The organism is Allobosea sp. Tri-44, assembly GCF_004123845.1.
GTDB lineage: Bacteria > Pseudomonadota > Alphaproteobacteria > Rhizobiales > Beijerinckiaceae > Allobosea.
The window spans coordinates 67,170-90,798 of sequence record NZ_NBDP01000015.1 but is presented as its reverse complement, the minus strand read 5'-3'; the positions used below and the strand labels follow the sequence as shown (position 1 = coordinate 90,798).

Below are 23,629 nucleotides of genomic sequence, written 5' to 3'. Positions count from 1 at the left end.
GCCAGTCGGGTCAAGCCCCGAAGCCGCCATCGATGGTCTGCATCGAGCCGGTGATCATCGCGCCGTGAGGGCCGGCGATGTAGGCCGCGAGCTCGGCGATTTCATCTGCCCGGGCATGGCGCTTGATCGCCATGAAGCTGTGCATCGTCGCCGCCATCGGTCCATCGGCGGGATTCATGTCGCTGTCGGTCGGGCCGGGCTGGATGCTGTTCACCGTGATGCCCCGCTCACCGAAATCGCGGGCGAGGCCACGCACCATCCCCTGGATCGCCGATTTGGTCAGGGCGTAGGCGGCGCCGCCGGCGAACGGCATCCGGTCGGCATTGACCGATCCGATGACGATGATCCGGCCATTGTCGTTCATCCGCCGCGCCGCCTCGATCGAGGCGTGGTAGGGCGCGCGGACATTGATGTCGATCATCCGGTCGATTGCATCGGCATCGAGGGTCAGGGGATCGCCCAGCACGAGTGCGCCGGCATTGATGATGATCACGTCAAGCTTGCCGCGATCGGCGACCGTGCGGACCAGTTCATCTCGATCGGCGCTGTCGGCCCGGATCGCCTCGCCGCCGGTTTCCGCAGCCAGGGCCGCTGCCGCATCCTTCGATCCGGCATAGGTGAAGGCGACCTTGCCGCCGCCCTTGGCGAACCGCCGCACGATGGCCGCGCCGATGCCCCTGCTCCCGCCGAGGACGAGTACGTTCTTTCCGGTGAAATCACTCATTGTCGCATCTCCAGACATTTGGCGCTGCCACCTGGCGCGCCTTCTGGATCGATAGATGCACCTGGGGTATTGTTCGAACTAGCCGGCTAACGCCGAAACTGGTCGCCGGAATTTCCGAACGATGATGAAGCTCGACGGAGTTGTCGTCTTTGTCGCCACGGCCGAAGCCGGATCGATCAGCGCGGCGTCCCGGCGTCTCGGCCTGGCCAAGTCCGTCGTCAGCGAACGCTTGGCCGAACTCGAGCATATCCTCGGCGCGCGGCTCATCCAACGGACGACCCGCAAGCTCTCGCTGACGGAGAGCGGGCACATGTTCCTGCCGCGCGCGCAGCGCATCCTGCGCGAAGCCGAGGAGGCGTCCGCGGAACTCGCGGCGCGCAGCGGAAAACTGGCAGGCCCTTTGCGGCTATCGGCACCAGTCGGCTTCGGCATCCTCCACCTCGCCCCGGCGCTGACCAAGTTCCTCAGGGAGCACCGAGACATCGACGTCTCGCTCGAGCTGGACGATCGTTTCGTCGATGCCGCGGCCGAGGGGTTCGACGCCGTACTCAGGCACGGTGCGGTCGGCGATATCCGGCAGATCGCCAAGCGGCTGGCTGTCAGCCGCCGGCTGCTGGTCGCCTCGCCGGGCTATCTTGAAGAGCATGGCAGGCCTCGATCACTGGCCGAACTCGCCCAGCATCGCGGCATCCTCTACGCGAACCGCGACGGCGATTGGCGTTTTTCGACGGAGAATGGTTGGTCGGTCATCAGGCCGAAAGCCGCGTTGCGGGTCAACAATGGCCTCGTCATGAGGGATGCGGCGGCTGCCGGGCTGGGGATCACGCTGCTTCCGACATTCTTCGTGTACCAAAGCATCAGGGACGGCGCGTTGGTCCCGCTCGATGTCGGCGCGGAAAGCGAGGGGGCGGAGCTGTTCTTGACCTATGCCCGCGATCACGGTGCGTCGGCGAAAATTCGCGCCTTGGCCGAAAGCCTGCGGAGGAGCTTCGGGGACCCGCCATACTGGGATCGCTGAGACTGGTGAAAGGCTTCTCGAATGCCGATCGCCGCTTCCCATCTCTGACAGCCATCAGCTTCTGCCAAATCTCCGCCATGCACAGACCTTGTGCACATATTCCCGGTCGCGCTCGGCTTCGCCGAAGGGCGCGACCGGCCAGAGCCAGCTCTCATCCTCCTTCGGTAGCTCGACGCCGTACATCAGGTCGAGCCGGTCATGGATGGTGCCTGCGCGGTCGCGTTCGACCATCTCGACATCGCTGATCAGGCAGACATAGCCTTTGAAACGGGCGAGGTCGGCGAGATGCCAGGCAATGCAGCGGGCCGGCAGATTGTCGGGCAGGGCGGCGGCGCGGGCGGGATTGTCCTCGAGCCAGTCGGCCACCGGCCAGGCGAGTTGCGAGAGCAGATTGGCCGAGACGACAAGGTCGACGCTGTCGTCGTTGGCGAGATCGGCGAGCGGGTCCTGCCGTCCGTCCGCCTCGCCGGCGAGCCAGGCCATCGTGCCGGTAAGGTCGCGGCTGAGGAGGCTGACCTTCGCCTGCCGCCAGAGCTTCAGGCGCAGCAACGGCAGATGGACGATGTCGACCAGCACGACCTGCTCAAAACTCGCGCAGAGCGCCTCCAAAGGGATGTCGCGAACAGGGCCGGAGCCGAGCGCCACCGCCTTGCGCCGGCGCGGGAGCGCGGCCGCGACCTCGGCGATGATGGCACGGCAGCGGGCCTGATGCGGCTCCCAGGCCTTGCGCTGGCGGCGCCCGCGCGACCAGAGGGCGATGCCCTCCCGCAGCAGTCCGAGCTTGCGCGCCATCGGTGCCGCTGGAGTCAGGGCACGCAGTGCCAGCTCGGCGAGCATCAGGGCATGATGCCGAAAAGTGGAACCCGGTTTTCAGGCGACATCATGCCCCCAATCAGTTGAGCGCCCCGCGCCCGGCCACCGGCCAGACCGCCTCGACATGGGCGTCGGGGCCGGAAAGCCCGCGCACGCAGACATACCAGTCGTGCAGGTTGACGGTCGGGTCGCAATGGCCGGGCACGAGCAGAACGCGGTCGCCGCGATGCGGCACGGCGACCGGGTCGCCGGTCAGGATGCCGTGCTCGTCGGAGGGCTTGGTGTAGATCACGCCGTCGCGCTGCCACGGCACCGGCATGCCGGAATCGACTGCGGCCGCCTTGTGGCCGGCATCGACGATGGCGCGGTCCGGCACCGGCTTGCTCATCACCCCGGCGAGCACAAACAGCGCGTGCTGGAAGGTGTGGAAGGGCGTGCCGTCGGCCATGCGATTGCGGGCGTAATCGGCGTCCATGAAGATGTAGGAGCCGCATTGCAGCTCGTTCCAGATGCCGGAACGGCTTTCCAGCTCGAAGGTGCCGGTGCCGGCGCCGCCGACGGTCTCGCAGGCGAGGCCGGCCTGGGCGAGGCGCTCGATCGCATTGCGGGTGAGCAGGCCGGCGCGCTCGATCGCCTCGCTGCGCTCGTCGATGGAACGCATGTGCTGGGCCGAGCCGTGATAGGCCTGCACGCCGCGGAAGCGCAGCGTGTTGCTGCGCGCCACCGCCTCGGCGAGCCGGACGGCTGCCTCGCCCGGCGCGACACCGCAGCGGCGCCCGCCAATGTCGAGCTCGACCAGCACGTCGAGCACGACATCGTTGCGCGCTGCCGCTTCGGCCGCCTCATGGACTCCGTCGAGATGGTCGACGCAGAGACCGATGCGGGCGTCGCGGGCGAGCTTGGCCAGCCGGTCGAGCTTGGCGGCGCCGGCGATCTCGTTGGTGACGAGCACGTCGGTGACGCCGCCGGCGACCAGGATTTCCGCTTCCCCAACTTTCTGACAGCACTGCCCGACCGCGCCATGGGCGATCTGGCGCATGGCGATCTCGGGGCTCTTATGCGTCTTGGCATGCGGGCGCAGGCGCACGCCGCTCGCCTCGGCGAAGGCCGCCATGGTGACGAGATTCCGCTCGAAGGCGTCGAGATCGATGATCAAAGCGGGGGTGTCGATCTCGGCGAAGGACTGTCCGGGCCGAGCCGGCGGGGTAAGGGGCATGGGCGCTCATATCTGGGGAATCAATCTCATGGCCATGGGACGTCAGGTTCTTGTCCGGAGCAAGACCGGTAGTGGCGCTCGCATGGCGGCCATGTTAGGCCGCGCCCCATGAAGATCGGCCGCGTCACCGACGACACCCTTGCGCTCTTTGCCCGAGTCTGGCGCGAGCGCGGACGGCAATACCTGCCGCAAATGCTCACCATCCTCGCCCTCGTCGTGGTCATCGCGGCGACGACGAGCTTCTATCCGCTCTTGATCAAGGCGGCTTTCGACGCCTTCGCCGACCCGATCGGGGCCGAGGCGACCGGCTTCGTGCGCCGGATGGAGCGGCTGGTGTCGAAATCGATCAATGTCGAGATCGGCGTGGTCAATGCCGTCGCCGTGGTCGTGGTGATCGTCACCGCGATCAAGGGCTTTTCGCTGCTGACCCAGACGGTGATGACCAACAGCGTCGTCAGCCGGATCGAGGCAGACATGCAGAGCGCGCTCTACGACCATCTGATCGATGCCGACCTGGCGCAGCTGCAGCGGGAGAACCCCGCCTCTCTCACCCAGCGCTTCACCACCGACTTCACCTTCGTCAAGGAGGCGCTGACGCGGCTGGTCAATATCGCGATCCGCGACGTGATGACCGCGATCGCGCTGGTCGGCGCCATGCTCTGGATCGACTGGAAGATGACGGCCGTCGTGCTCCTGATCGCGCCGATCGTCGCGCGGCCGATCGGCCGGATAGGCAAGAAATTGCGCCGGATGGCGGCCTCGCAGCAGGAGCAGACCGGCATCATGGCGAGCCTGGTGACCGAGAGCCTGCAGGGCGCGCGCGTCGCCAAGACCGATTCGCTCGAGCCCTATCTGAAGGGGCGCGCTGCCACCGCCTTCGAGACGATCCGGGCTCTGAAGATGAAGGCGGCGAATGCGCGCGGCCGGCTCGACCCGCTGCTTGAGGTCGCTGGCGGCATCGCGGTCGCCGGCGTGCTCGCTGCGATCGGCGTGCGCATCACCTCGGGCAGCTCCACCGTCGGCGATTTCACCGGCTATGTCTCGGCGCTGCTGCTCGCGGCGCAGCCGATGCGCTCGCTCGGCAATCTCAACGCCATCGTCCAGGAGGCCGGCGCCTCGCTGAAGCGCTACTACGCGCTGATCGACGAGAAGTCGCTGATTACCGACCGCCCCGATGCCAAGCCTCTGGCGGTGACCGGTGGCGAGGTCGCCTTCCGCGACCTGCGGTTCCGTTATCGCGACGACCAGCGCGGCCTCGAAGGCATCGACCTCGTGGCGGAGGCGGGCAAGACCACGGCGCTGGTCGGCCGCTCGGGCTCGGGCAAGTCGACCATGCTGGCGCTGGTACCGCGGCTCTACGATCCGACCGAGGGCAAGGTCGAGATCGACGGACAGGATACCCGCGACGTGACCCTGCTCAGCCTGCGCAGCCAGATCGGCGTAGTCAGCCAGGACGTGGTGCTGTTCGACGACACGGTGCGCGCCAATATCGGCTTCGGCCGCCCCGGTGCGAGCGAGGCGGAGATCGTCGCCGCGGCCAAGGGAGCGGCGGCGCATGACTTCATCATGGCGATGCCTGATGGCTATGAGACGCGTGTCGGCGAGCGCGGCTCACGGCTCTCCGGCGGCGAGCGCCAGCGCCTCGCCATCGCCCGCGCCATCCTCAAGGACGCGCCGATCCTGCTGCTCGACGAGGCGACGAGCGCGCTCGACACCCAGTCGGAGCGGCTGGTGCAGCAGGCGCTGGCCGAGCTGATGAAGGGCCGGACCACGCTCGTCATCGCGCACCGGCTTTCGACCGTGCGCGAGGCCGACCAGATCGTGGTGCTCGACGAGGGCAGGGTGATCGAGACCGGCGATCATGACGGGTTGATCGCGCGCGACGGCGCCTATGCGCGGCTGTATCGTTTGCAGTTCGCGGAGGGCTGAACTATCCGCCTCGAAACCGAGCGCCTGATCCTTGATTTGCACGGCGTCGAGCATTTCGAGCCGCTTTGCCAGATGTGGGGCGACGCGGCGGTGGTCCGCCATATCGGCCAGCCGTCGACGGTCCAGGAGGCGTGGATGCGGCTGCTGCGCTATCGCGGGCTCTGGCCGCTGCTCGGCTATGGCTATTGGGCGCTGACCGAGAAGGCGAGTGGTCGCTTCGTCGGCGATCTCGGCTTTGCCGATTTCCACCGGGCGGTCGAACCGCCGATCCGCGGCATACCCGAGGCCGGCTGGGTCCTTGCGACCTGGGCGCATGGCCGCGGTTTTGCCAAGGAAGCGCTGACGGCCGCGCTCGGCTGGCTCGATGGACAGACCGCGCATCAAAGCTGCGTCTGCCTGATCGCACCGGGGAACGAGCCCTCGCTCCGGCTTGCACGGGGCGCCGGGTTCCGCGATGAGCGCATCGTCGGCTTCCTGGGGCATGATACGCTCTTGCTTCGGCGCGAGCGGCCGACACAACGCTGAGGTCATGCTGCTGCGCAAGCGCAAGCATACCGGGCATGCGGCGGGAGCGGGCTCCTGCTGACAGGACCTGCCACATTCGGCTGCCAGTGTCGCCGCTCAAAAAACTGACGGGATTGATTGTGACTGTTCCTTCGACCGCAGAGGCGCCTGTGCGCAAGGCGACACGCCGCGAATGGCTCGGCCTGATCGCCATCGCCGTGCCCTGCATGATCTATTCGATGGACCTGACGGTCCTGAATCTCGCCGTGCCGACGTTGACGCGTGAGCTCAAGCCATCGGCCGGTCAGCTGCTCTGGATCATCGACATCTACGGCTTCATGGTCGCCGGCTTCCTGATGACGATGGGCACGCTCGGTGACCGGATCGGCCGGCGTAAGCTGCTGCTGATCGGGGCGGCCGCCTTCGGCGTCGCGTCGACGGTCGCGGCCTTCTCGAACAGCGCCGAGATGCTGATCGTGACGCGGGCGCTGCTCGGTATTGCCGGGGCGACGCTGGCACCGTCGACGCTGTCGCTGATCGCGGTGATGTTCGAGGACGAGAAGGAACGGACTTTCGCGATCTCGATGTGGATCGCCAGCTTCTCAGCCGGTGCGGTGATCGGCCCGCTGATCGGCGGGGCGTTGATCGAGTATTTCTGGTGGGGCTCGGTCTTCCTGATCGCGGTGCCGCCGATGCTGGTGCTGCTCGTGATCGGCCCGATCCTGCTGCCGGAATACAAGGCGCCGCAGGCCGGCCGGCTCGACATCGCCAGCGCATTGCTCTCCCTCGCCGTGATCCTGCCGGTGATCTACGGGGTGAAGCACTGGGCCGAGTTCGGGCTCTCGGCCTATGCCGCAGCCTTCATCCTTGCCGGACTTCTGCTCAGCATCGTGTTCGTGCGCCGGCAGAAGCGCCTCGCCGATCCGATGGTCGACCTTGCCCTGTTCGGGATTCCCGCCTTCCGCGCTGCGCTGGCGATCAACCTCGCCGGCATCATGGTGATGTTCGGCAGCTTCATCTTCCTGGCGCAGTATTTTCAGCTGGTGGCCGGGCTGACGCCGCTCGAGGCCGGCATCTGGTCGCTGCCGTCGGCGATCGCGTTCACCCTCGCTTCCTTTGCTGTGACGCCGCTGACCATGCGCTTCAAGCCGGCGGTGCTGATGGCGGGCGGCATGGTGCTCTCGGGCCTCGGCTTCGTCTGGCTCGCCTTTGCGCCGAACCTCATTCAGATCGTCGCGGCGTCGATCGTGTTCTCGATCGGCTTCACGCCGGTGATCGCGCTGACGACCGGGATTGTCGTCGGCTCGGCGCCGCAGGAGCGGGCCGGCGCCGCCTCGGCCATGTCGGAGACCAGCGCCGAGCTCGGCGGTGCGCTCGGCATTGCCATCTTCGGCAGTCTTGGCACGGCGCTCTATCGCCACCGCATGGCCGACCTCTCGGTCGCGGGCGTCGATGGTGCGACGTTGGCGCCGGCGCGCTCGACGCTGGGTGGTGCACTCGCGGCCGCCGAGCGGCTCGCGCCCGACCAGTCGGCGCATCTGCTTCAGGCGGCGCGCGAGGCTTTCATGACCGGCTTCCATGCGGTCGCACTGATCGCGATCGCCGGCATGGTGTTCTGTATCGCCGTGGCGCTGACGACCCTGCGCGACGCCCGGCCTTCAGGGGCGCATTGACGCGGGGTCAGGGTTCGCGCTGCAGCGCCTCGGCGGCGGCCGGGAAACCGCGGAAGGAGAGCGGCAGCGCGACCTCACGCTTGGCGGCGTCGAGATAGCGCATCTGGCCGGCCTCGCCGAAACCACGCCAGCGCTTGAAGACCTCGTCGCTCAGACTGGCTTCGGCGAAGCAGCCGCCGGGCAGACAGCGCTGGAATACGGCGAGCGCCTCGTCCTTGTCAGCGACGGTGACGCGCACGCTGGCCTTGTCGCCGAGCGAAAGGTTGGGCGGGACCTGGATGACGAGCTTGATCGGCTCGTCCTTGACCGGCCGCCCGATGGCGACGAGCGCGATCGGTCCGCGCTGGCCCTGCTGCTCGAGCGTCTGGACGATCTCGCAGATACGGGCCGCGACGCTCGCCTGGCAGCGCATCACCCAGTCGCCATAGGTCGCGGTGGTGTTGTCGGGCTGGGAGACTGCGCCGGGGGCGGGCGCCGTCTGTGCCTGGGCCGGCCGCTGCGGGGCAGGGCGCTGCGCCGGGGCCTGGGCCAACGTAGCGCCAGCCGCCAGGACGGACATGGAAAGGGCGAGGATGGTCGGTCGGCTCATGGCAGTGCGTGTCCGGTCGCGGCGATAAATCGAGTTCAAGACCAGGATCGATCCTTGCGCAAGCCGGAGTTGTGAACGGGCATCAAGGATGCCAGCCGATGTCCTCAGCTGGCGCCTCATCCTTGGCCTCCTGGGCGCGCGCTTCCTCCACGATGGCAAAGACGGCACGCAGCGCCGCCTCGACGCCTTCGCCCGATGCGGCCGAGAGCGCGATCGGGGTGCGTCCAGCGGCGCGCTTCAAGCGAGCGAGCTGTTCCTTGCGCACCTCCGGCGTCAGCGCATCGACCTTGGAGAGCGCGACGATCTCCGGCTTCTCGTCGAGATCGGCACCATAGGCGGCGAGCTCCTTGCGCACGGTCTTGTAGGCCTTGCCGGCATGCTCGGTGGTGCCCTCGACCAAATGCAGCAGCACGCGGCACCGCTCGATATGGCCCAGGAAACGGTCGCCGAGGCCATGGCCCTCATGCGCGCCCTCGATCAGGCCGGGAATATCGGCGAGCACCATCTCGCGCGCATCGACGCGAACGACGCCGAGACCGGGATGCAGCGTGGTGAAGGGATAGTCGGCGATTTTCGGCTTCGCCGCGGTGACGGTGGCGAGGAAGGTCGACTTGCCGGCATTGGGCAGGCCGACGAGGCCGGCATCGGCGATCAGCTTGAGCCGCAGCCAGACCCAGCGCTCCTCGCCTGGCAGGCCGGGATTGGCGTGGCGCGGCGCCTGGTTGGTCGCGGTCTTGAAATAGGCGTTGCCGAAGCCGCCATTGCCGCCCTTGCACAGGACGAAGCGCTGACCGGGCTCGGTCAGGTCGGCGATCAGCGTCTCGCCATCCTCGTCGAGCACTTCGGTTCCCGGCGGCACCTTGAGCACGATCGCGGTGCCATTGGCGCCGTGCCGGTCCTTGCCCATGCCGTGCTCGCCGATCCGGGCCTTGAAGTGCTGCTGGAAGCGGAAGTCGATGAGGGTGTTGAGCCCTTGCACGCATTCGACCACGACGTCGCCGCCGCGTCCGCCATCGCCGCCATTGGGTCCGCCGAACTCGATGAATTTTTCGCGTCGGAACGAGACGCAGCCGGCGCCGCCGTCACCGGCCTTCACATAGATCTTGGCTTGGTCGAGGAATTTCATGGAGGAGTAGGTAGTCGCATGAGCGCAGGAGAGCAATGCGTCGCGACGCTTCTCCGGGCGGGCGGCGTCGCTCTTTTCCGAAATTATGTTGCAGTGCAGCAACGAATGCCCATCTCGGACGTTGTCACCCGCCAGCGCCACTCCGGCAGCTGACGATACAAGGGCCATCACGATGCGAAAGCTCTCCGACACGATCGCCCGCCTATCGGCCTATCGCACCCAGTTGGGGGCGGGGGCGGGTATCGATGCGGCCGGCCGCCTTGGCACCTTGCCGGAGTTCGGCAGCAATCCCGGCGCGCTGCTCGCCCGGACATATCTCCCGCACGGCATTCCCGCCGGCGCGCCCCTCGTCGTGGTGCTCCACGGCTGCACCCAGACCGCTTCCGGCTATGATCTCGGCTCCGGCTGGTCGACCCTGGCCGATCGCGACGGCTTTGCGCTGCTGTTTCCCGAGCAGCAGCGCGCCAACAACGCCAATCTCTGCTTCAACTGGTTCGAGCCGGGCGATACGCAGCGCGGCAAGGGCGAGGCGCTTTCGATCAACCAGATGATCGAAGCCATGATCGCGCGCCATGGCCTCGACCGGCGCCGCGTCTTCATCACCGGACTATCGGCGGGCGGAGCCATGGCCGGCGTCATGCTCGCGACCTATCCGGAGCTCTTCGCCGGCGGCGCGATCATCGCGGGTCTGCCCTATGGCGTCGCGGCGACCATTCCCGAAGCCTTCGACCGCATGCGCGCCCATGGGCTGCCCGGCGAGCGACGGCTGCAGGATCTGCTGCGCTCCGCCTCCCGGCATGACGGACCCTGGCCGACGATCTCGATCTGGCAGGGCAGCGCCGACCGCACGGTGAGCCCGGCTAATGCCGCAGCACTCATTACGCAATGGCGCGGCGTCCACGGCCTTCCCGCCGAGCCCTCAGTGAGCGAATCGGTGGACGGCCAGAGGCGCCGGGTCTGGCGTGACGCTGATGGCCGCGACCTGATCGAGGAGTACAGCATTGCCGGAATGGGTCACGGCACGCCGATCGCCGGCGACGGTATCGGCCGACCGGGGCCGTACATGCTGGCCACAGGCATTTCCTCGACACGGCAGATCGCCGGTTTCTGGGGGCTGGCGGCCGGTCAGGCCGAGAAGGCCAAGCCGGATGTGAGAACGCCGACCGCTTCCCTCCCAGTACAAACACCTGCGATGGCTGCCGGTCCGGCGCGGCCGGAGCCGCCGCGCGACACCGACCGGTGGGCTGCGCCGCCTGCAGCCGCCGGCGTGCGCAAGATCATCGAGGATGCGCTGCGTTCGGCCGGGCTGATGCGGTAACCAAATTGCCGGTCCCGCCCGGAGGGCGGGACCGTGTGCTTCAAGCGAGGCAGGGCTCCTCGCTGAAGTTGTCAGCCTGCTGCTGCTGTTCGGCCGCCGGCAGCGGAGCCCAGCCAGAAGCGCTCCAGCTCTTCAGCGCCGCCCAGGTCGAACGGTCGAGCCGGAACTGCTCGCAGGGGAAGAGGCCGCCGCGCGCCGGCAGCGACTTGAGGAAGGAGCCTTCCTGCCTGAAGCCGCTCTTCTCCAGCACCCGGCGCGAGGCCGGGTTGATGACGCGGGTGTCGGCTTCGATCGCGTCGATCTCGACCAGCGAGAACATGGTGTCGATCAGCGCCTGCACCGCCTCGGTGGCGTAGCCCTTGTTCCAGTAGGGCGTGCCGAGCCAGTAGCCGATGAACGGCCGCCCGGTCGCCTGCTTGTGCGCGCCGATCATGCCGATCAGCTCGTTGGGCTTCTCGCGCGGGGTGATCGCCAGCACGAGGTGCTCGCCGAGCGCATTGCCCTTGCGCGTTGCAAAGACGAAGGGGTCGGCCGCCTGCGTCGGATAGGGATGCGGGATCGAGGCGGTCATCTCGGCGACGGCCTTCTCGCCGGCGAGGCGCAAGATGGCGCTGGCGTCGGCGATCCGCGGCCAGCGCAGCCACAGCCGCCTGGTCTCGAGCCGGAAGACGTCGTCTCTCGTCAATTCGGGGAACATCAGGTTTCTCCGTCGGCGCAAACGAAAGGGGGAGATGGGCTTTGGTCCCATCTCCCCCTCGCTTGACCTTCGGGAAACCCGCTCGGGGTTCTTATTCCCTTGATCCGTCCGGTTCGATGGAACCGGCGGATCGAGAACATTCCCTATCCGCCGTTTACTCTGCGGCCTCTTGGGCCGGGACTACGTTCACGAAAGCTCGGCCGAGCTTCGTCGTGAATCGGACGCGACCGTTCGACGTGGCAAAGAGCGTATGGTCTTTGCCCATGCCGACGTTCACGCCGGCGTGCCATTTGGTGCCGCGTTGACGAATAATGATGTTGCCGGGCACGACCACCTGGTCGCCGAAACGCTTTACGCCGAGACGCTTGCTTTCGGAGTCGCGACCATTGCGCGACGAGCCGCCTGCCTTTTTGTGAGCCATAACGCCCTACCTCAAAAACTCTTCAGTCGATGTAACCCGAATCGGGGGCAAAAGCCACCCCGATCGGACGCGAAGCTGCGCGGAGCCTGTCAGCGCCGGTCAGTAGTCCTCGCCGGACGCCTGCTCGGCCTGGTCGGCCTTGGCACGCGGCGGCTTGCCGGCGAGCAGCTCCTTGGCCTGCTCGACCCACTCCTCGCGGGTGGCGCGGCCACGAAGCTTGAGCTCTTCGTCCCACTTGGCGACGTCGGCCTCGCTCCAGGCGGCGATGTCGTTCCAGGAGGTGATGCCGGCGGCGCGCAGCTTCTTCTCGATGGTCGGGCCGACGCCCGAGATCAGCGAGAGATTGGAAGCATCGAGGCCCTCGGCCTTGGCTTCCGCCTTGGCCTTGGCAGGCTTGGCTGCGGCGGTCTTGGCCGAAGCTTTGCCCTTGACGGTTTCGCTGCCGGCCTTGAGCGCGACCGGGGCGACTTCGCCCTTCTTCATCTCCGGCTTCTTGCCGCCGGTGAGGATGTCGGTGATGCGCACAACGGTCAGCTCGGCGCGGAAGCCGCGCTTGCGCTTGGAATTCTGGCGGCGGCGCTTCTTGAAGGCGATGACCTTCTCGCCGCGGGTCTGCTCGACGATTTCGCCGGCGACGGTGATGTCACCGAGGAAGGGCGCGCCGACCGTCGATTTCTCGCCGTCGGTCAGCATCAGCACGGAGCCGAAAGCGACGGTGTCGCCCGGGTTGCCCTCGAGCTTGGCGATCGTGATGCGGTCATTGGCGGCGACGCGGAACTGCTTGCCGCCGGTCTTGATGACTGCGAACATCTTAGTGTTCTCCATGTTGAGCCCCGCCCTGTCATGAGCCCTCAAAAAGGGCGCACGCGGGACGGCTTTTTGGCAGTCGGTTGCGTGGTCGGGTTGCTCTTGAGGGCTTGCTGCGTCGGCGCATCGGAGCGTCGAGGTCGGCGGTAGCCAAAAGAGATCAGGCGCGGGTTTCCCCACGCCGGACGCGGCTTCCTAGTCGCGCACGGGCAAGCCGTCAAGGAAAAGCAGCATGGATGCGAATGATTTCAGGGCCGTGACAGGCTTGTGGTCGCATCGCATCGGAAAGGCTTGTGCGGAGGGGGCACGTTGTGTAGTAACCAGCCCGCTTCGACCAGAGCGACCGCGGACAGGTGGCAGAGAGGTTGAATGCACCGCACTCGAAATGCGGCATACCCGCAAGGGTATCGGGGGTTCAAATCCCTCCCTGTCCGCCACCGCTATCTTTCTAAGAAATTGATTTTACAGCGATTTCGTCCCTCCCGTGACGATTTCGACCTAGATCGCCCAACAATTTGCGCTTGGCGGCGCTAGCGTTGGCGGTCCGGCTGGAGCCGCGCTAGCTGCCGCGGCCGGGGCGATTGTCGGTGCGCTCCCGCTTCAAGACCTATGTCAGCGAGCATGAGATGTCGTCTTGCGGCCAAGGCGAGCGGGCGGGTCGGTGCCGTTGCCCGAACGCGGCCTGATCTATCGGGCAATTCCTGCGGGATTTTGGAGCAAAGGGCTATCGCTGCACTGTCGTCAGTGACCGCACGATCGATCGTCGAGCCGAAGAGCCGCCGGATCATCCAGGTGATCGAACAGGCGGCGTAACGAAAGACGTCCGCACTGAAAAATTGGCTCCGAGAGGGCGCTGGGCCAATGCGGTTGCGCGGTCGACGAAAGTGGGGAGTTGACTATTCGCGGCCGCACGGATTGGTTGCAATGCCTTCTCAACGGCGCCCGATACTTCGAGCAGGATGAGCTTCGATGCCTCAGTATATCTACGGAACGGACGGCGCAGACGTGGTCACCCCCGGGCCTTACGCTGGAATGTACGTCCTCCTGGGGAAGGGCGGCAACGATATAATGGATTTCCAATCCGGCTGGGGCGCATATGGGGAGATGTACGGCGGCGCCGGAAATGACTGGTTAAAGGCCGATAGCTCGATAGCTGGAGACGACTATCTCTCAGGTGGCGACGGAGATGATGTTCTGTTGAGCTACGGGGGAAACGATATTCTGGTGGGTGGTACGGGCAATGACACGCTTTCTGCAGGAACCGGAGACAACAGCCTCTTTGGTGAGGATGGCAACGACCGCTTATATGCCCTGAGCGGCACCAATTACCTCGACGGGGGCGCGGGTGACGACGAGTTCGATGGTGGCGACGGCAGCGACACCATGCTCGGCGGCACGGGAAACGACACCTTTTATTCCAGAGAGGGCAATGATTTTCTCTATGGCGGCGACGGCAACGATGTTCTCCGCGCTGGCGAGGGCGCCGATTGGCTCGATGGTGGGGCCGGCTTCGACTACGCCGTCTATACGAACTGGGTCTCCGGCGTGGTCGTGCGCCTCGATGTCGGCATGGGTGTTGGCGGCGAGGCGCAGGGCGACACCTTGATCAATATCGAGGGCGTGTTGGGTTCCGCCCTCCAGGATTTCCTCATCGGCGACAGCGTCGGCAATGTTCTCTTCGGCCAGGATGGCGACGACTGGCTCTATGGCCAGGGCGGAGCGGACCAGCTTTACGGCGGCAATGGTTCGGATCAGATCATCGGTGGCTCGGGAGCCGACTACCTCTCCGGTGGTGCCGGCAACGATCAGTTCTGGACGCTGGCCGCGGATCTCGAGGCAGGTGTCTTCGACGTCATCAATGACTTCGGCGTGTCGGCCGGCAATTACGATTACCTGCGTTTCGAGGGCGTTGACCCCGCGCGTCTCACCTACACCGACGTCGGAAGTAGCCTCGTGATCAGCACCGACACCCTCGGCGGCTCGGGTGGCATCATCATCAGCAACTTCAGCACGGCTCTGCTCGGCGACCATCTCATCTTCGCCTGAGCCGGAGCGTGGCTGCTTGAACGGCACGGTCTGCCGCGCTGGATCCCTGATCTGGTCCAGTTCAGTCTGTCCATCCCGTTTCTTGGCAAAGATCGATAGCGCCTGAATCACCAGGGCGGCCAAGAACCTTTCCGGTGCTGGAGGCTCTCAACATCTATCGGCCGGCACCCCCGCGGCATTGATACCTGATTGAAAGCGGGCCCTTCAGGGCCCGCTTCTAGTTCAGCGCAGGCGCTAGCCGGCATACCGGACTGAGGCCAGCCTTATCGATTGCTCGGCGCGACCATCACCGCAACCAGGGCCAACCCGATCGCTACAGCGCTTCGGGCCCAGTTGATCTCCCCTCGAATTCGTGCAATTAAATGACCGACCGGTCGGTTGATAAAAACGAGACGATGGATTTCGGGGAGACGCATCTTGGCGGACGCTTTCATTTGCGATGCGGTTCGCACGCCCGTCGGCCGCTATGGCGGGGCGCTGTCGAGCGTCCGTGCCGATGATCTCGCCGCGATCCCGCTCACGGCGCTGATGCAGCGCAATCCGTCAGTCGATTGGGCTGGTGTCGACGACGTCATTTTTGGCTGTGCCAATCAGGCCGGCGAAGACAATCGCAATGTCGCGCGCATGGCCGTGCTCTTGTCCGGACTGCCGGTCGAGATTCCCGGCAGCACGATCAACCGGCTCTGCGGCTCCGGGCTCGATGCGCTCGGCCTGGCCGCCCGCTCGATCCGGGCCGGCGACTGCGAGTTGATGATCGCCGGCGGCGTCGAGAGCATGTCGCGTGCGCCCTTCGTGATGCCGAAAGCTGATGCCGCCTTTTCGCGCGCCAATGCGGTCTACGACACCACCATCGGCTGGCGCTTCGTCAATCCGAAGCTGAAGAAGGCCTTCGGTATCGATTCCATGCCGGAGACGGCTGACAATGTCGCGGCCGATTTCGGCGTCTCGCGGGCCGATCAGGACGCCTTCGCGCTGCGCAGCCAGCAGCGCTGGGCCGCCGCCCAGGCGGCCGGCCGCTTCGCCGACGAGATGGCGCCGGTCTCCGTGCCGCAGAAGAAGGGCGATCCTGTTATCGTCGACCGCGATGAGCATCCGCGCCCCGATGCAACGCTGGAGCAACTAGCCAAGCTCAAGGGCGTGAACGGTCCCGATCTCAGCGTGACCGCCGGCAATGCTTCAGGTGTCAATGACGGCTCGGCGGCGCTGATCGTGGCGAGCGAGGCTGCCGCAAAGGCGAACGGTCTGACGCCGCGTGCTCGCGTCGTCGCCATGGCCGCAGCCGGCGTCGCACCGCGCATCATGGGCATCGGCCCGGTGCCGGCGGTGCGCAAGGTGCTGCAGCGCGCCGGGTTGGAGCTCGGGCAGATGGACGTGATCGAGCTCAACGAAGCCTTCGCGGCGCAGGGGCTCGCGGTGCTGCGCGAGCTTGGGTTGCCGGACGACGCCCCGCAGGTGAACTCGAATGGCGGCGCGATCGCGCTTGGCCATCCCCTGGGCGCGAGCGGCGCTCGTCTGGCGACGACGGCGATGTGGCAACTCCAGCGCACCGGCGGGCGTTTTGCCCTGTGCACGATGTGCGTCGGGGTGGGGCAAGGGATTGCAGTGATCCTCGAGCGCGTTTGACGCGCGAACCGGAACAGGAGGCGAGCCGATGTATGCCCAGATGGTCAAGACCGAGGCGAAGCGGGTCCGCAGCCTCGACGAGATGGAGCCGCAGGAGCGCGCCTTCCAGGAGCGCATCGACGCTGGCCAGAAGATCGAGCCGAAGGAGTGGATGCCGGAGGATTATCGCAAGACGCTGATCCGGCAGATCAGCCAGCACGCCCATTCCGAGATCGTCGGCCAGCTGCCGGAGGGCAACTGGATCACCCGCGCCCCGACGCTGGAGCGCAAGGCGATCCTGCTCGCCAAGGTGCAGGACGAGGCCGGCCACGGGCTCTATCTCTACTGCGCGGCGGAGACGCTCGGCATCAGCCGCGACCAGATGTACGAGCAGCTCCATTCCGGCAAGGCCAAGTACTCCTCGATCTTCAACTACCCGACGCTGAGCTGGGCCGATATCGGCGCGATCGGCTGGCTGGTCGACGGCGCCGCGATCATGAACCAGGTGCCGCTGCAGCGCTGCTCCTATGGGCCCTATGCCCGCGCCATGGTGCGCATCTGCAAGGAAGAGAGTTTCCACCAGCGCCAGGGCTTCGACATCATGAGCGTGCTCTGCAAGGGCACGCCGGAGCAGAAGGCGATGGCGCAGGACGCGCTCGACCGCTGGTGGTGGCCGTCGCTGATGATGTTCGGCCCTTCCGACGACGCCTCGGTGCATTCGGCGCAGTCGATGGCCTGGAACATCAAGCAGGATTCCAATGACGAACTGCGCCAGAAGTTCGTCGACCAGACCGTGCCGCAGGCCAAGTATCTCGGCCTCACCGTTCCCGATCCGGCCCTGGCCTGGAACGAGGCGAAGGGCGGCCATGATTTTGGCGAGCCGGACTGGACCGAGTTCTTCGCGGTGATCGCCGGCGAGGGGCCATGTAACCGCGAGCGGCTCGAGGCGCGGCGCAAGGCCTGGGATGACGGCGCCTGGTTCCGCGACGGGCTGACCGCCCATGCGAACAAGCGGGCGGCGCTGCGCCAGGCCTCGCGCATCGCTGCCGAATAGCGCGCCGACGGAAGGGAGCGAACCATGTCCAGCGAATGGCCCCTCTGGGAGGTCTTCATCCGCGGCCAGCACGGCCTCAACCACCGGCATGTCGGCAGCCTGCATGCGCCCGATGCCGAGATGGCGATCCACAATGCGCGCGACGTCTACACGCGCCGCAATGAGGGCGTGAGCATCTGGGTGGTGCGCTCCTCCGACATCGTTGCCAGCGCGCCCTCCGAGAAGGGTCCGCTCTTCGACCCCGCCAACGCCAAGGTCTACCGGCACCCGACCTTCTTCGACGTGCCGGACGAAGTGGGGCATATGTGATGATCGCCCTGGCCCCATCGCCCGCCGTTGCCGAGTTCGCGCTGCGCATGGGCGACAGCTGCCTCATTCTCGGCCATCGCAATTCGGAATGGTGCGGCCATGCCCCGGCGCTGGAAGAGGACATCGCGCTCGCCAACACCGCGCTCGATCTGATCGGCCAGACCCAGCTCTGGCTGGAGCTCGCCTGCGAGGCCGAGGGCAAGGGCCGAACCTCCGACGAGCTCGCCTTCCTGCGCGACGTGTCCGGCTACCGCAATCTCCTCCTGGTCGAGCAGCCCAATGGCGATTTCGGCCGTACGCTGATGCGGCAATACCTGTTCGACGCCTGGCATCTGCCGCTGCTGAAGGCGCTGATGGGCTCGGCCGATGCGCGCATCGCCGCGATCGCCGAGAAGGCTTCCAAGGAGGTCGCCTACCATCTGGAACGCAGCGCCGATCTGGTGGTTCGCCTCGGCGACGGTACCGCGGAGAGCCGCGCTCGCATGCAGGCGGCTGTGGACTTTCTCTGGCCCTATACCGGCGAGATGTTCCTCGCCGATGCGCTCGACGAGGAGCTGGCGGCTTCAGGTCTCGCGCCGGAGCCGGGCTCGCTCAAAGCTGCCTGGCAGGAGCATGTCAGCCGCACCTTCGCCGAGGCCACTTTGAAGGCGCCGGAGAAGAGCTTCGCGCAGAAGGGCGGCCGGCGCGGCGTGCATTCCGAGCATCTCGGCTTCATCCTGGCGCAGATGCAGTTCCTGCAGCGCGCCTATCCCGGCGCACGCTGGTGAGGAGGCGATGATGGATGCCGCCACCCTGTCGCGCCCTGCGATCGACGAGATCTGGTCCTGGCTCGGCGAGATTCCCGATCCCGAGATCCCGGTGATCTCGCTGGTCGATCTCGGCATCATCCGCGACGTTGCCTGGGCTGGCGACCTGCTGGAGGTGACGGTGACGCCGACCTATTCCGGCTGCCCGGCGACCGGCGTCATCAATTTCGAGATCGAGCGCGGCCTGCGCGAGCACGGCATCGAGAAGCTCAAGCTCAAGCGGCAATTATCGCCGGCCTGGACGACCGCCTGGATCAGCGCCGAGGGCCGCGCCAAGCTGCGCGACTACGGTATCGCACCACCGGTCGAGGGCACGGCCGCCTGCGCCGGTGCGCTGGTGCCGCTTCTTGTGTCCTGCCCACGCTGCGGGTCGGCCAGGACCGAGCGCGTCAGCCAGTTCGGCTCCACGCCCTGCAAGGCGCATTTCCGCTGCACCGACTGTCTCGAACCCTTCGACTACTTCAAGAGCATCTGAGGGACCGATGGCCCGCTTCTTTCCTTTGGAGGTCGCCGAAGTCCGTCGCGAGACCCGCGATGCGGTGGTCGTCACGCTCGCGCCGCGCAGCGAGGACTGCGCCGCCTTCGACTTCACGCAAGGGCAATACCTGACCTTCCGCCGGAGCTTCGAGGGCGAAGAGCTGCGCCGGTCCTATTCGATCTGTGCAGGCAGGGACGAAGGCGTGCTCAAGGTCGGGATCAAGCGCGTCGACGGGGGCGCCTTCTCGACCTGGGCGAACGAGGAGCTGAAGGCCGGCGACCTGCTCGAGGCCATGCCCCCGATGGGCGCCTTCCATGTGCCGCTGAAGCCGGAGGAGGGACGGCACTATCTCGGCTTCGCCGGCGGCAGTGGCATCACGCCCGTGCTCTCGCTGATCAAGACGACGCTGGCGCGCGAGCCCAAATCCCGCTTCACGCTGGTCTACGGCAACCGTTCGATCCATTCGATCATGTTCCGCGAGGAGCTGGAGGACATCAAGAACGTCCATCTCGGCCGCTTCAACGTGGTCCACGTGCTGGAGAGCGAGGCGCAGGAGGTCGAGCTGTTCTCAGGCCGGATCGATGCCGAGAAATGCGCGCGGCTGTTCAAGGGCTGGATCAACATCGCGGCCATCGACATGGCCTTCATCTGCGGGCCCGAGCCGATGATGCTGGCGATCGCTGCGGCGCTGCGCGAGCACGGCCTGCGCGACGACCAGATCAAGTTCGAGCTGTTCGCCTCCGCGCCGCGCCGCGCCAAGCACGTCGTCAAGGCCGCTGCCGACAACGGCAAGGCCGCGACCTGCACCGCGACGATCACGCTCGACGGCATGACGCGGGTGATCGAGATGGCCAAGACCGGGCAGACCATCCTGGAGGCCGCGCTCGGAGCCAGCCTCGATGCGCCCTTTGCCTGCAAGGCGGGCGTCTGCTCGACCTGCCGCGCCATGGTCGTCGAAGGCGAGGTCGAGATGGAAACCAATCACGCCCTCGAGGATTACGAGGTCCGGCAAGGCTATGTGCTGACCTGCCAGTGCTACCCGCTCTCCGACCGCGTGGTGGTGACCTATGACCAGTGACGCCACCGACACAGCCTCAGATTCGGCGGACACCATGCCGCTCGAGGACTATCTGGCTCAGGGTGGCAAGCTGACGACGCCCGAGAATGCGCCGCCGCGCTATCGCGGCGAACTGCTCAGGCTGATGGCGACCTTCGTCGACAGCGAGCTGGCGGGCGCTGCCGGTTTCGCCGACATCATCAACCAGGGGCCGGGCATCAAGGAGCGCATCGCCGCCTCCCGGATCGTGCTGGAGAAGCTCGACCATGCCGAGCGCGTGCTCGCCGTGATGGGCGAGTTCGGCGCCGATATCTCGCGTTACGCGAACCACCATCCCTGGGCCGAGCGTGTGGCGCGCGACAGCGATCTCGGTGCGGCCCGTCACGGCACCGACATGCGGCTCGCCGTGCTGCACTACCCGCTGCAGGGCTGGCTCGATGCGGTCGTGATGAACGTGCTGATGGGTCACGCCGTCACGATCCAGATCGATGAGTTCGCCCGTCTCTCCTACCAGCCGCTCGGTGAGATCTTCCGCGCCATCCTGCCGCGCGAGCGCCGGCATCGGGAACTCGGCGAGGAAGGCTTGCGCAAACTGTTGGAGGATGCCGCCAACCGGCCGCTGGTCGCAACCGCCCTCGCCTATTGGCGCCCGCGCGTCGCGGCGAGCTTCGGCAGCGGCAGCTCGGCGCATTTCGAGACGCAGAAGAAGTTCGGCCTGCGCCAGACCGGCAATGCCGAGCTCGCCGCCGCCTGGGAGCGGCAGGTGGATGATGTGCTGCGCGCCGCCGGTACGGCCTGACCTGCACATGTAATCGACGACAGCGACAAACCACGCATCGCGATCGACAGGGGATCCCAAGGCATGAACGCGCCAGTGAAGACCGTCCGCCAGCTCGAATCCTACATTGCGGGAGAATGGGTCCGCGGCGCGGGCAAGGCTGTGCCGTTGCTCGATGCCGCAACCGGGGCGGAGGTCGCGCTGATCGATGCCGGCGGCATCGACATGACGCGCGCGCTGCATCATGGCCGCGAGGCCGGCGGCCCGGCGCTCCGCAAGCTGAGCTTCCACGAGCGGGCCCTGATGCTGAAGGCGCTCGGCCAGGCGCTGATGGAGGCGAAGGAGGAGTTCTACGCCCTCTCCACCGCCACCGGCGCGACGCGCACCGACAGCTGGATCGACATCGAGGGCGGCATCGGCACCTTGCTGTCCTTCGCTTCGAAGGGCCGGCGCGAATTGCCGAACACGCGCACCCTCGTCGACGGCGATGTCGAGCTCCTGTCGCGCGACAACAGCTTCTCCGGCCAGCACATCCTGACGCCGCTGGAAGGCGTCGCGATCCACATCAACGCCTTCAACTTCCCGTGCTGGGGCATGCTGGAGAAGCTGGCGCCGACGCTGCTCGCCGGCATGCCGGCGATCGTCAAGCCCGCGAGCCAGACAGCCTATCTGACCGAGCTGATGGTGCGCAGGATCATCGCAACCGGCATCCTGCCGAAGGGGGCCCTGCAACTGATTAGCGGCTCGGTCGGCGATCTGCTCGACCATGTCGACTGCCAGGATGTGGTGACCTTCACTGGCTCGGCCGCGACCGGCCGCAAGCTCAAGACCCACAAGGCAATCGTTGAGCATTCGGTGCGCTTCACCATGGAGGCGGATTCGCTCAACGCCGCCATCCTCGGGCCTGACGCCGTCGCGGGGACCGAGGAGTTCGATCTCTTCGTCAAGGAGGTCGCCCGCGAGATGACCGTGAAGGCCGGGCAGAAATGCACGGCGATCCGCCGCGTGATCGCGCCGCGGGCCACGGTCGAGCCCTTGATCAAGGCGCTTGGCGAGCGCCTGGCCAAGACCGCGCTCGGCAACCCTGGCGAGGAAGCGACGCGGATGGGCCCGCTCGCCAGCTTCGCCCAGCGTGACGAGGTGCGTGCCCGCATCGCGGAATTGCGCGGCGATGCCGAGATCGTCGCCGGCGATCCCAGCCAAGCCAATCTGACGTCGGGCGATGCCGAGGCCGGCGCCTTCCTCAGCCCCGTGCTGCTCTATTGCGACAAGCCCGGCGCTGCCAGGGCCGTGCACGATGTCGAGGCCTTCGGCCCCGTCAGCACGATCATTCCCTATGAGACCGCCGAGGAGGCCGCGGAACTCGCGCGGCGCGGCAAGGGCAGCCTCGTCGCCTCGGTCTTCACCAACGACCCTGCCTTTGCGCGCGAGGCCGTCGAGGCGCTCGGCCCCTGGCATGGCCGCGTCATGCTCGGCAACCGCGTCAGCGCCAAATCCTCGACTGGCCACGGCTCGCCGCTGCCGGTGCTGGTCCATGGCGGTCCCGGCCGCGCCGGCGGCGGCGAAGAGCTCGGCGGCATGCGCGCCGTCAAGCATTACATGCAGCGCACGGCCGTCCAGGGCGCGCCCTGGCTGCTGTCGGAGGTCACCGGACGCTGGATGCAGGGCGCGAAATCGCGCCGCGACGGTGTCCACCCCTTCCGCAAGTCGCTCGCCGAGCTTGAGATCGGTGATCAGCTCGTCACGGCTTCACGCACGGTGACACTGGAGGACATCGAGCATTTCGCCCATTTCACCGGCGACACCTTCTACGCCCATATGGACGAGGAGGCGGCCAAGGCGAACCCGTTCTTCGATGGCCGCGTCGCCCATGGCTATCTGATCGTGTCGTTCGCGGCCGGCCTGTTCGTCGATCCGGCGCCCGGCCCGGTGCTCGCCAATTACGGCGTCGATGCGCTGCGCTTCCTCACGCCGGTCAACCCTGGCGACGCACTCCGGGTGACGCTGACCTGCAAGCAGATCAATCCGCGCGAGACCGAGGAGTATGGCGAGGTGCGCTGGGACTGCACGGTCAGCAACCAGGACGCTCAGCTCGTCGCGCAATACGACGTGCTGACGATGGTGGCGAAGAACTGGCCGCAGTAGCCTCGACGCCAAGAAAAGCGGTGCCGGTCACACCGGCACCGGCCCGTGCACCTTGATCTCCCTCAAGACGAGGTTGGTGCGGACATTGGCGATGCCCGGCAGCCTGAACAGGAAGTGCTCCAGGAAATCGTTGTAGGCATCCTTGTCGCGACAGACGACATGCAGATGGTAATCGGCCTCGCCGGTGGTCGCGAAGCATTCCAGCACCTCGGGGCGCCCGGCCACGCGTGAGATAAAGGTCGTCACGTGGTCTGCCTCATGGCGCACCAGCGCGACATGCACCATCGCGCTGAAGGCAAGCCCAGCCTTGGCCGGATCGACGACTGCGCGATAGCTCGAGATCACGCCGGCTTCCTCCAGCGCCCGCACCCGCCGCCAGCAGGCGGAGGCCGACATGCCCGCGCCATCGGCCAGTTCCTGATTGGAGATACGAGCATCCGCCTGCAGCAGGGTGATCAGCTTGCGGTCCTGTTCGGTAAGCTCCATCGCCTCGCTCTGAAAGGATTATCCTGGCATATG

At 66.6% G+C, this 23,629-nt stretch carries 23 protein-coding genes and 1 tRNA gene; 15 read left to right on the top strand and 9 right to left on the bottom strand.

The window, feature by feature from the left end; translation table 11 throughout:
- Positions 1-10: 10 nt before the first annotated feature.
- On the bottom strand, positions 11-724 hold the full coding sequence (gene bdcA, locus B6S44_RS09880) for an SDR family oxidoreductase (RefSeq protein WP_129156738.1): 714 nt from the start codon (positions 722-724) through the stop codon (positions 11-13).
- A gap of 121 nt (positions 725-845) precedes the next feature.
- On the opposite strand from bdcA, the gene B6S44_RS09875 reads away from it, so the two are divergent.
- The gene (locus B6S44_RS09875) at positions 846-1,742 is read left to right on the top strand and encodes a LysR family transcriptional regulator (RefSeq protein WP_129156737.1); all 897 of its coding nucleotides are present in this window, start codon (positions 846-848) and stop codon (positions 1,740-1,742) included.
- A gap of 54 nt (positions 1,743-1,796) precedes the next feature.
- Here the strand turns inward: B6S44_RS09875 and B6S44_RS09870 are convergent, their stop codons facing one another.
- Both B6S44_RS09870 and B6S44_RS09865 read right to left on the bottom strand, forming a co-directional pair.
- The gene (locus tag B6S44_RS09870) at positions 1,797-2,579 is read right to left on the bottom strand and encodes a hypothetical protein (RefSeq protein ID WP_129156736.1); all 783 of its coding nucleotides are present in this window, start codon (positions 2,577-2,579) and stop codon (positions 1,797-1,799) included.
- A 55-nt stretch (positions 2,580-2,634) separates the two neighbouring features.
- A complete protein-coding gene (locus B6S44_RS09865; protein WP_129156735.1) occupies positions 2,635-3,771 on the bottom strand; it encodes a DSD1 family PLP-dependent enzyme in 1,137 nt (378 codons plus the stop codon).
- A gap of 108 nt (positions 3,772-3,879) precedes the next feature.
- On the opposite strand from B6S44_RS09865, the gene B6S44_RS09860 reads away from it, so the two are divergent.
- The 3 genes from B6S44_RS09860 to B6S44_RS09850 all read left to right on the top strand — a co-directional run bounded on the left by B6S44_RS09860 (position 3,880) and on the right by B6S44_RS09850 (position 7,877).
- Positions 3,880-5,700 (top strand): ABC transporter ATP-binding protein, encoded by a 1,821-nt coding sequence (locus tag B6S44_RS09860; RefSeq protein WP_129156734.1) that lies wholly within the window; start codon positions 3,880-3,882, stop codon positions 5,698-5,700.
- Positions 5,701-5,703: 3 nt separating this feature from the next.
- Positions 5,704-6,225 (top strand): GNAT family N-acetyltransferase, encoded by a 522-nt coding sequence (locus B6S44_RS09855; protein ID WP_129156733.1) that lies wholly within the window; start codon positions 5,704-5,706, stop codon positions 6,223-6,225.
- 113 nt (positions 6,226-6,338) lie between these two features.
- Positions 6,339-7,877 carry an MFS transporter gene (locus B6S44_RS09850; RefSeq protein ID WP_465246099.1) on the top strand — a complete coding sequence of 513 codons (1,539 nt, stop codon included), beginning with the start codon at positions 6,339-6,341 and terminating at the stop codon, positions 7,875-7,877.
- 7 nt (positions 7,878-7,884) lie between these two features.
- On the opposite strand, the gene B6S44_RS09845 is transcribed toward B6S44_RS09850, so the two are convergent.
- Both B6S44_RS09845 and obgE read right to left on the bottom strand, forming a co-directional pair.
- Positions 7,885-8,466 (bottom strand): invasion associated locus B family protein, encoded by a 582-nt coding sequence (locus B6S44_RS09845; RefSeq protein ID WP_129156731.1) that lies wholly within the window; start codon positions 8,464-8,466, stop codon positions 7,885-7,887.
- 82 nt (positions 8,467-8,548) lie between these two features.
- Positions 8,549-9,592 (bottom strand): GTPase ObgE, encoded by a 1,044-nt coding sequence (obgE, locus tag B6S44_RS09840; protein ID WP_129156730.1) that lies wholly within the window; start codon positions 9,590-9,592, stop codon positions 8,549-8,551.
- Between the two features lie 172 nt (positions 9,593-9,764).
- Here obgE and B6S44_RS09835 point away from each other — a divergent pair, with 172 nt between their 5' ends.
- Complete coding sequence (locus B6S44_RS09835) at positions 9,765-10,910, top strand: extracellular catalytic domain type 1 short-chain-length polyhydroxyalkanoate depolymerase (RefSeq protein WP_129156729.1); 1,146 nt, start codon at positions 9,765-9,767, stop codon at positions 10,908-10,910.
- 40 nt (positions 10,911-10,950) lie between these two features.
- Here B6S44_RS09835 and B6S44_RS09830 read toward each other — a convergent pair whose 3' ends face one another.
- The 3 genes from B6S44_RS09830 to B6S44_RS09820 form a co-directional block, all read right to left on the bottom strand.
- Positions 10,951-11,607, bottom strand: a complete 657-nt coding sequence (locus tag B6S44_RS09830) for a GNAT family N-acetyltransferase (RefSeq protein ID WP_129156728.1) — start codon at positions 11,605-11,607, stop codon at positions 10,951-10,953.
- Between the two features lie 154 nt (positions 11,608-11,761).
- Positions 11,762-12,028, bottom strand: a complete 267-nt coding sequence (gene rpmA, locus B6S44_RS09825; RefSeq protein ID WP_129156727.1) for a 50S ribosomal protein L27 — start codon at positions 12,026-12,028, stop codon at positions 11,762-11,764.
- A gap of 99 nt (positions 12,029-12,127) precedes the next feature.
- A complete protein-coding gene (locus B6S44_RS09820; RefSeq protein WP_129156726.1) occupies positions 12,128-12,838 on the bottom strand; it encodes a 50S ribosomal protein L21 in 711 nt (236 codons plus the stop codon).
- Positions 12,839-13,182: 344 nt separating this feature from the next.
- Here B6S44_RS09820 and B6S44_RS09815 point away from each other — a divergent pair.
- The 10 genes from B6S44_RS09815 to paaZ all read left to right on the top strand — a co-directional run bounded on the left by B6S44_RS09815 (position 13,183) and on the right by paaZ (position 23,110).
- A tRNA-Ser gene (locus B6S44_RS09815) sits at positions 13,183-13,272 on the top strand.
- Positions 13,273-13,804: 532 nt separating this feature from the next.
- Positions 13,805-14,881 carry a calcium-binding protein gene (locus B6S44_RS09810; protein WP_129156725.1) on the top strand — a complete coding sequence of 359 codons (1,077 nt, stop codon included), beginning with the start codon at positions 13,805-13,807 and terminating at the stop codon, positions 14,879-14,881.
- 417 nt (positions 14,882-15,298) lie between these two features.
- On the top strand, positions 15,299-16,504 hold the full coding sequence (pcaF, locus tag B6S44_RS09805; protein ID WP_129156724.1) for a 3-oxoadipyl-CoA thiolase: 1,206 nt from the start codon (positions 15,299-15,301) through the stop codon (positions 16,502-16,504).
- Between the two features lie 28 nt (positions 16,505-16,532).
- Positions 16,533-17,537 (top strand): 1,2-phenylacetyl-CoA epoxidase subunit PaaA, encoded by a 1,005-nt coding sequence (gene paaA, locus B6S44_RS09800; protein ID WP_129156723.1) that lies wholly within the window; start codon positions 16,533-16,535, stop codon positions 17,535-17,537.
- Between the two features lie 24 nt (positions 17,538-17,561).
- Positions 17,562-17,846, top strand: a complete 285-nt coding sequence (paaB, locus tag B6S44_RS09795) for a 1,2-phenylacetyl-CoA epoxidase subunit PaaB (RefSeq protein WP_129156722.1) — start codon at positions 17,562-17,564, stop codon at positions 17,844-17,846.
- Positions 17,846-18,613, top strand: coding sequence for a 1,2-phenylacetyl-CoA epoxidase subunit PaaC (paaC, locus tag B6S44_RS09790; RefSeq protein ID WP_129156721.1), 768 nt, complete (start codon positions 17,846-17,848; stop codon positions 18,611-18,613). Before paaB ends, paaC begins: the two co-directional genes overlap by 1 nt.
- 10 nt (positions 18,614-18,623) lie before the next feature.
- A complete protein-coding gene (paaD, locus tag B6S44_RS09785; RefSeq protein WP_129156720.1) occupies positions 18,624-19,127 on the top strand; it encodes a 1,2-phenylacetyl-CoA epoxidase subunit PaaD in 504 nt (167 codons plus the stop codon).
- Positions 19,128-19,134: 7 nt separating this feature from the next.
- Entirely contained in the window at positions 19,135-20,208 is a 1,074-nt protein-coding gene (paaE, locus tag B6S44_RS09780) for a 1,2-phenylacetyl-CoA epoxidase subunit PaaE (protein WP_129156719.1), read from the top strand.
- Positions 20,209-20,242: 34 nt separating this feature from the next.
- Positions 20,243-20,986, top strand: a complete 744-nt coding sequence (locus tag B6S44_RS09775) for a Phenylacetic acid catabolic protein (protein ID WP_129156718.1) — start codon at positions 20,243-20,245, stop codon at positions 20,984-20,986.
- A 63-nt stretch (positions 20,987-21,049) separates the two neighbouring features.
- Positions 21,050-23,110, top strand: a complete 2,061-nt coding sequence (gene paaZ / locus B6S44_RS09770; RefSeq protein ID WP_129156717.1) for a phenylacetic acid degradation bifunctional protein PaaZ — start codon at positions 21,050-21,052, stop codon at positions 23,108-23,110.
- A 27-nt stretch (positions 23,111-23,137) separates the two neighbouring features.
- Here paaZ and B6S44_RS09765 read toward each other — a convergent pair whose 3' ends face one another.
- Entirely contained in the window at positions 23,138-23,596 is a 459-nt protein-coding gene (locus B6S44_RS09765; RefSeq protein ID WP_129156716.1) for an Lrp/AsnC family transcriptional regulator, read from the bottom strand.
- Between the last annotated feature and the right edge of the window lie 33 nt (positions 23,597-23,629).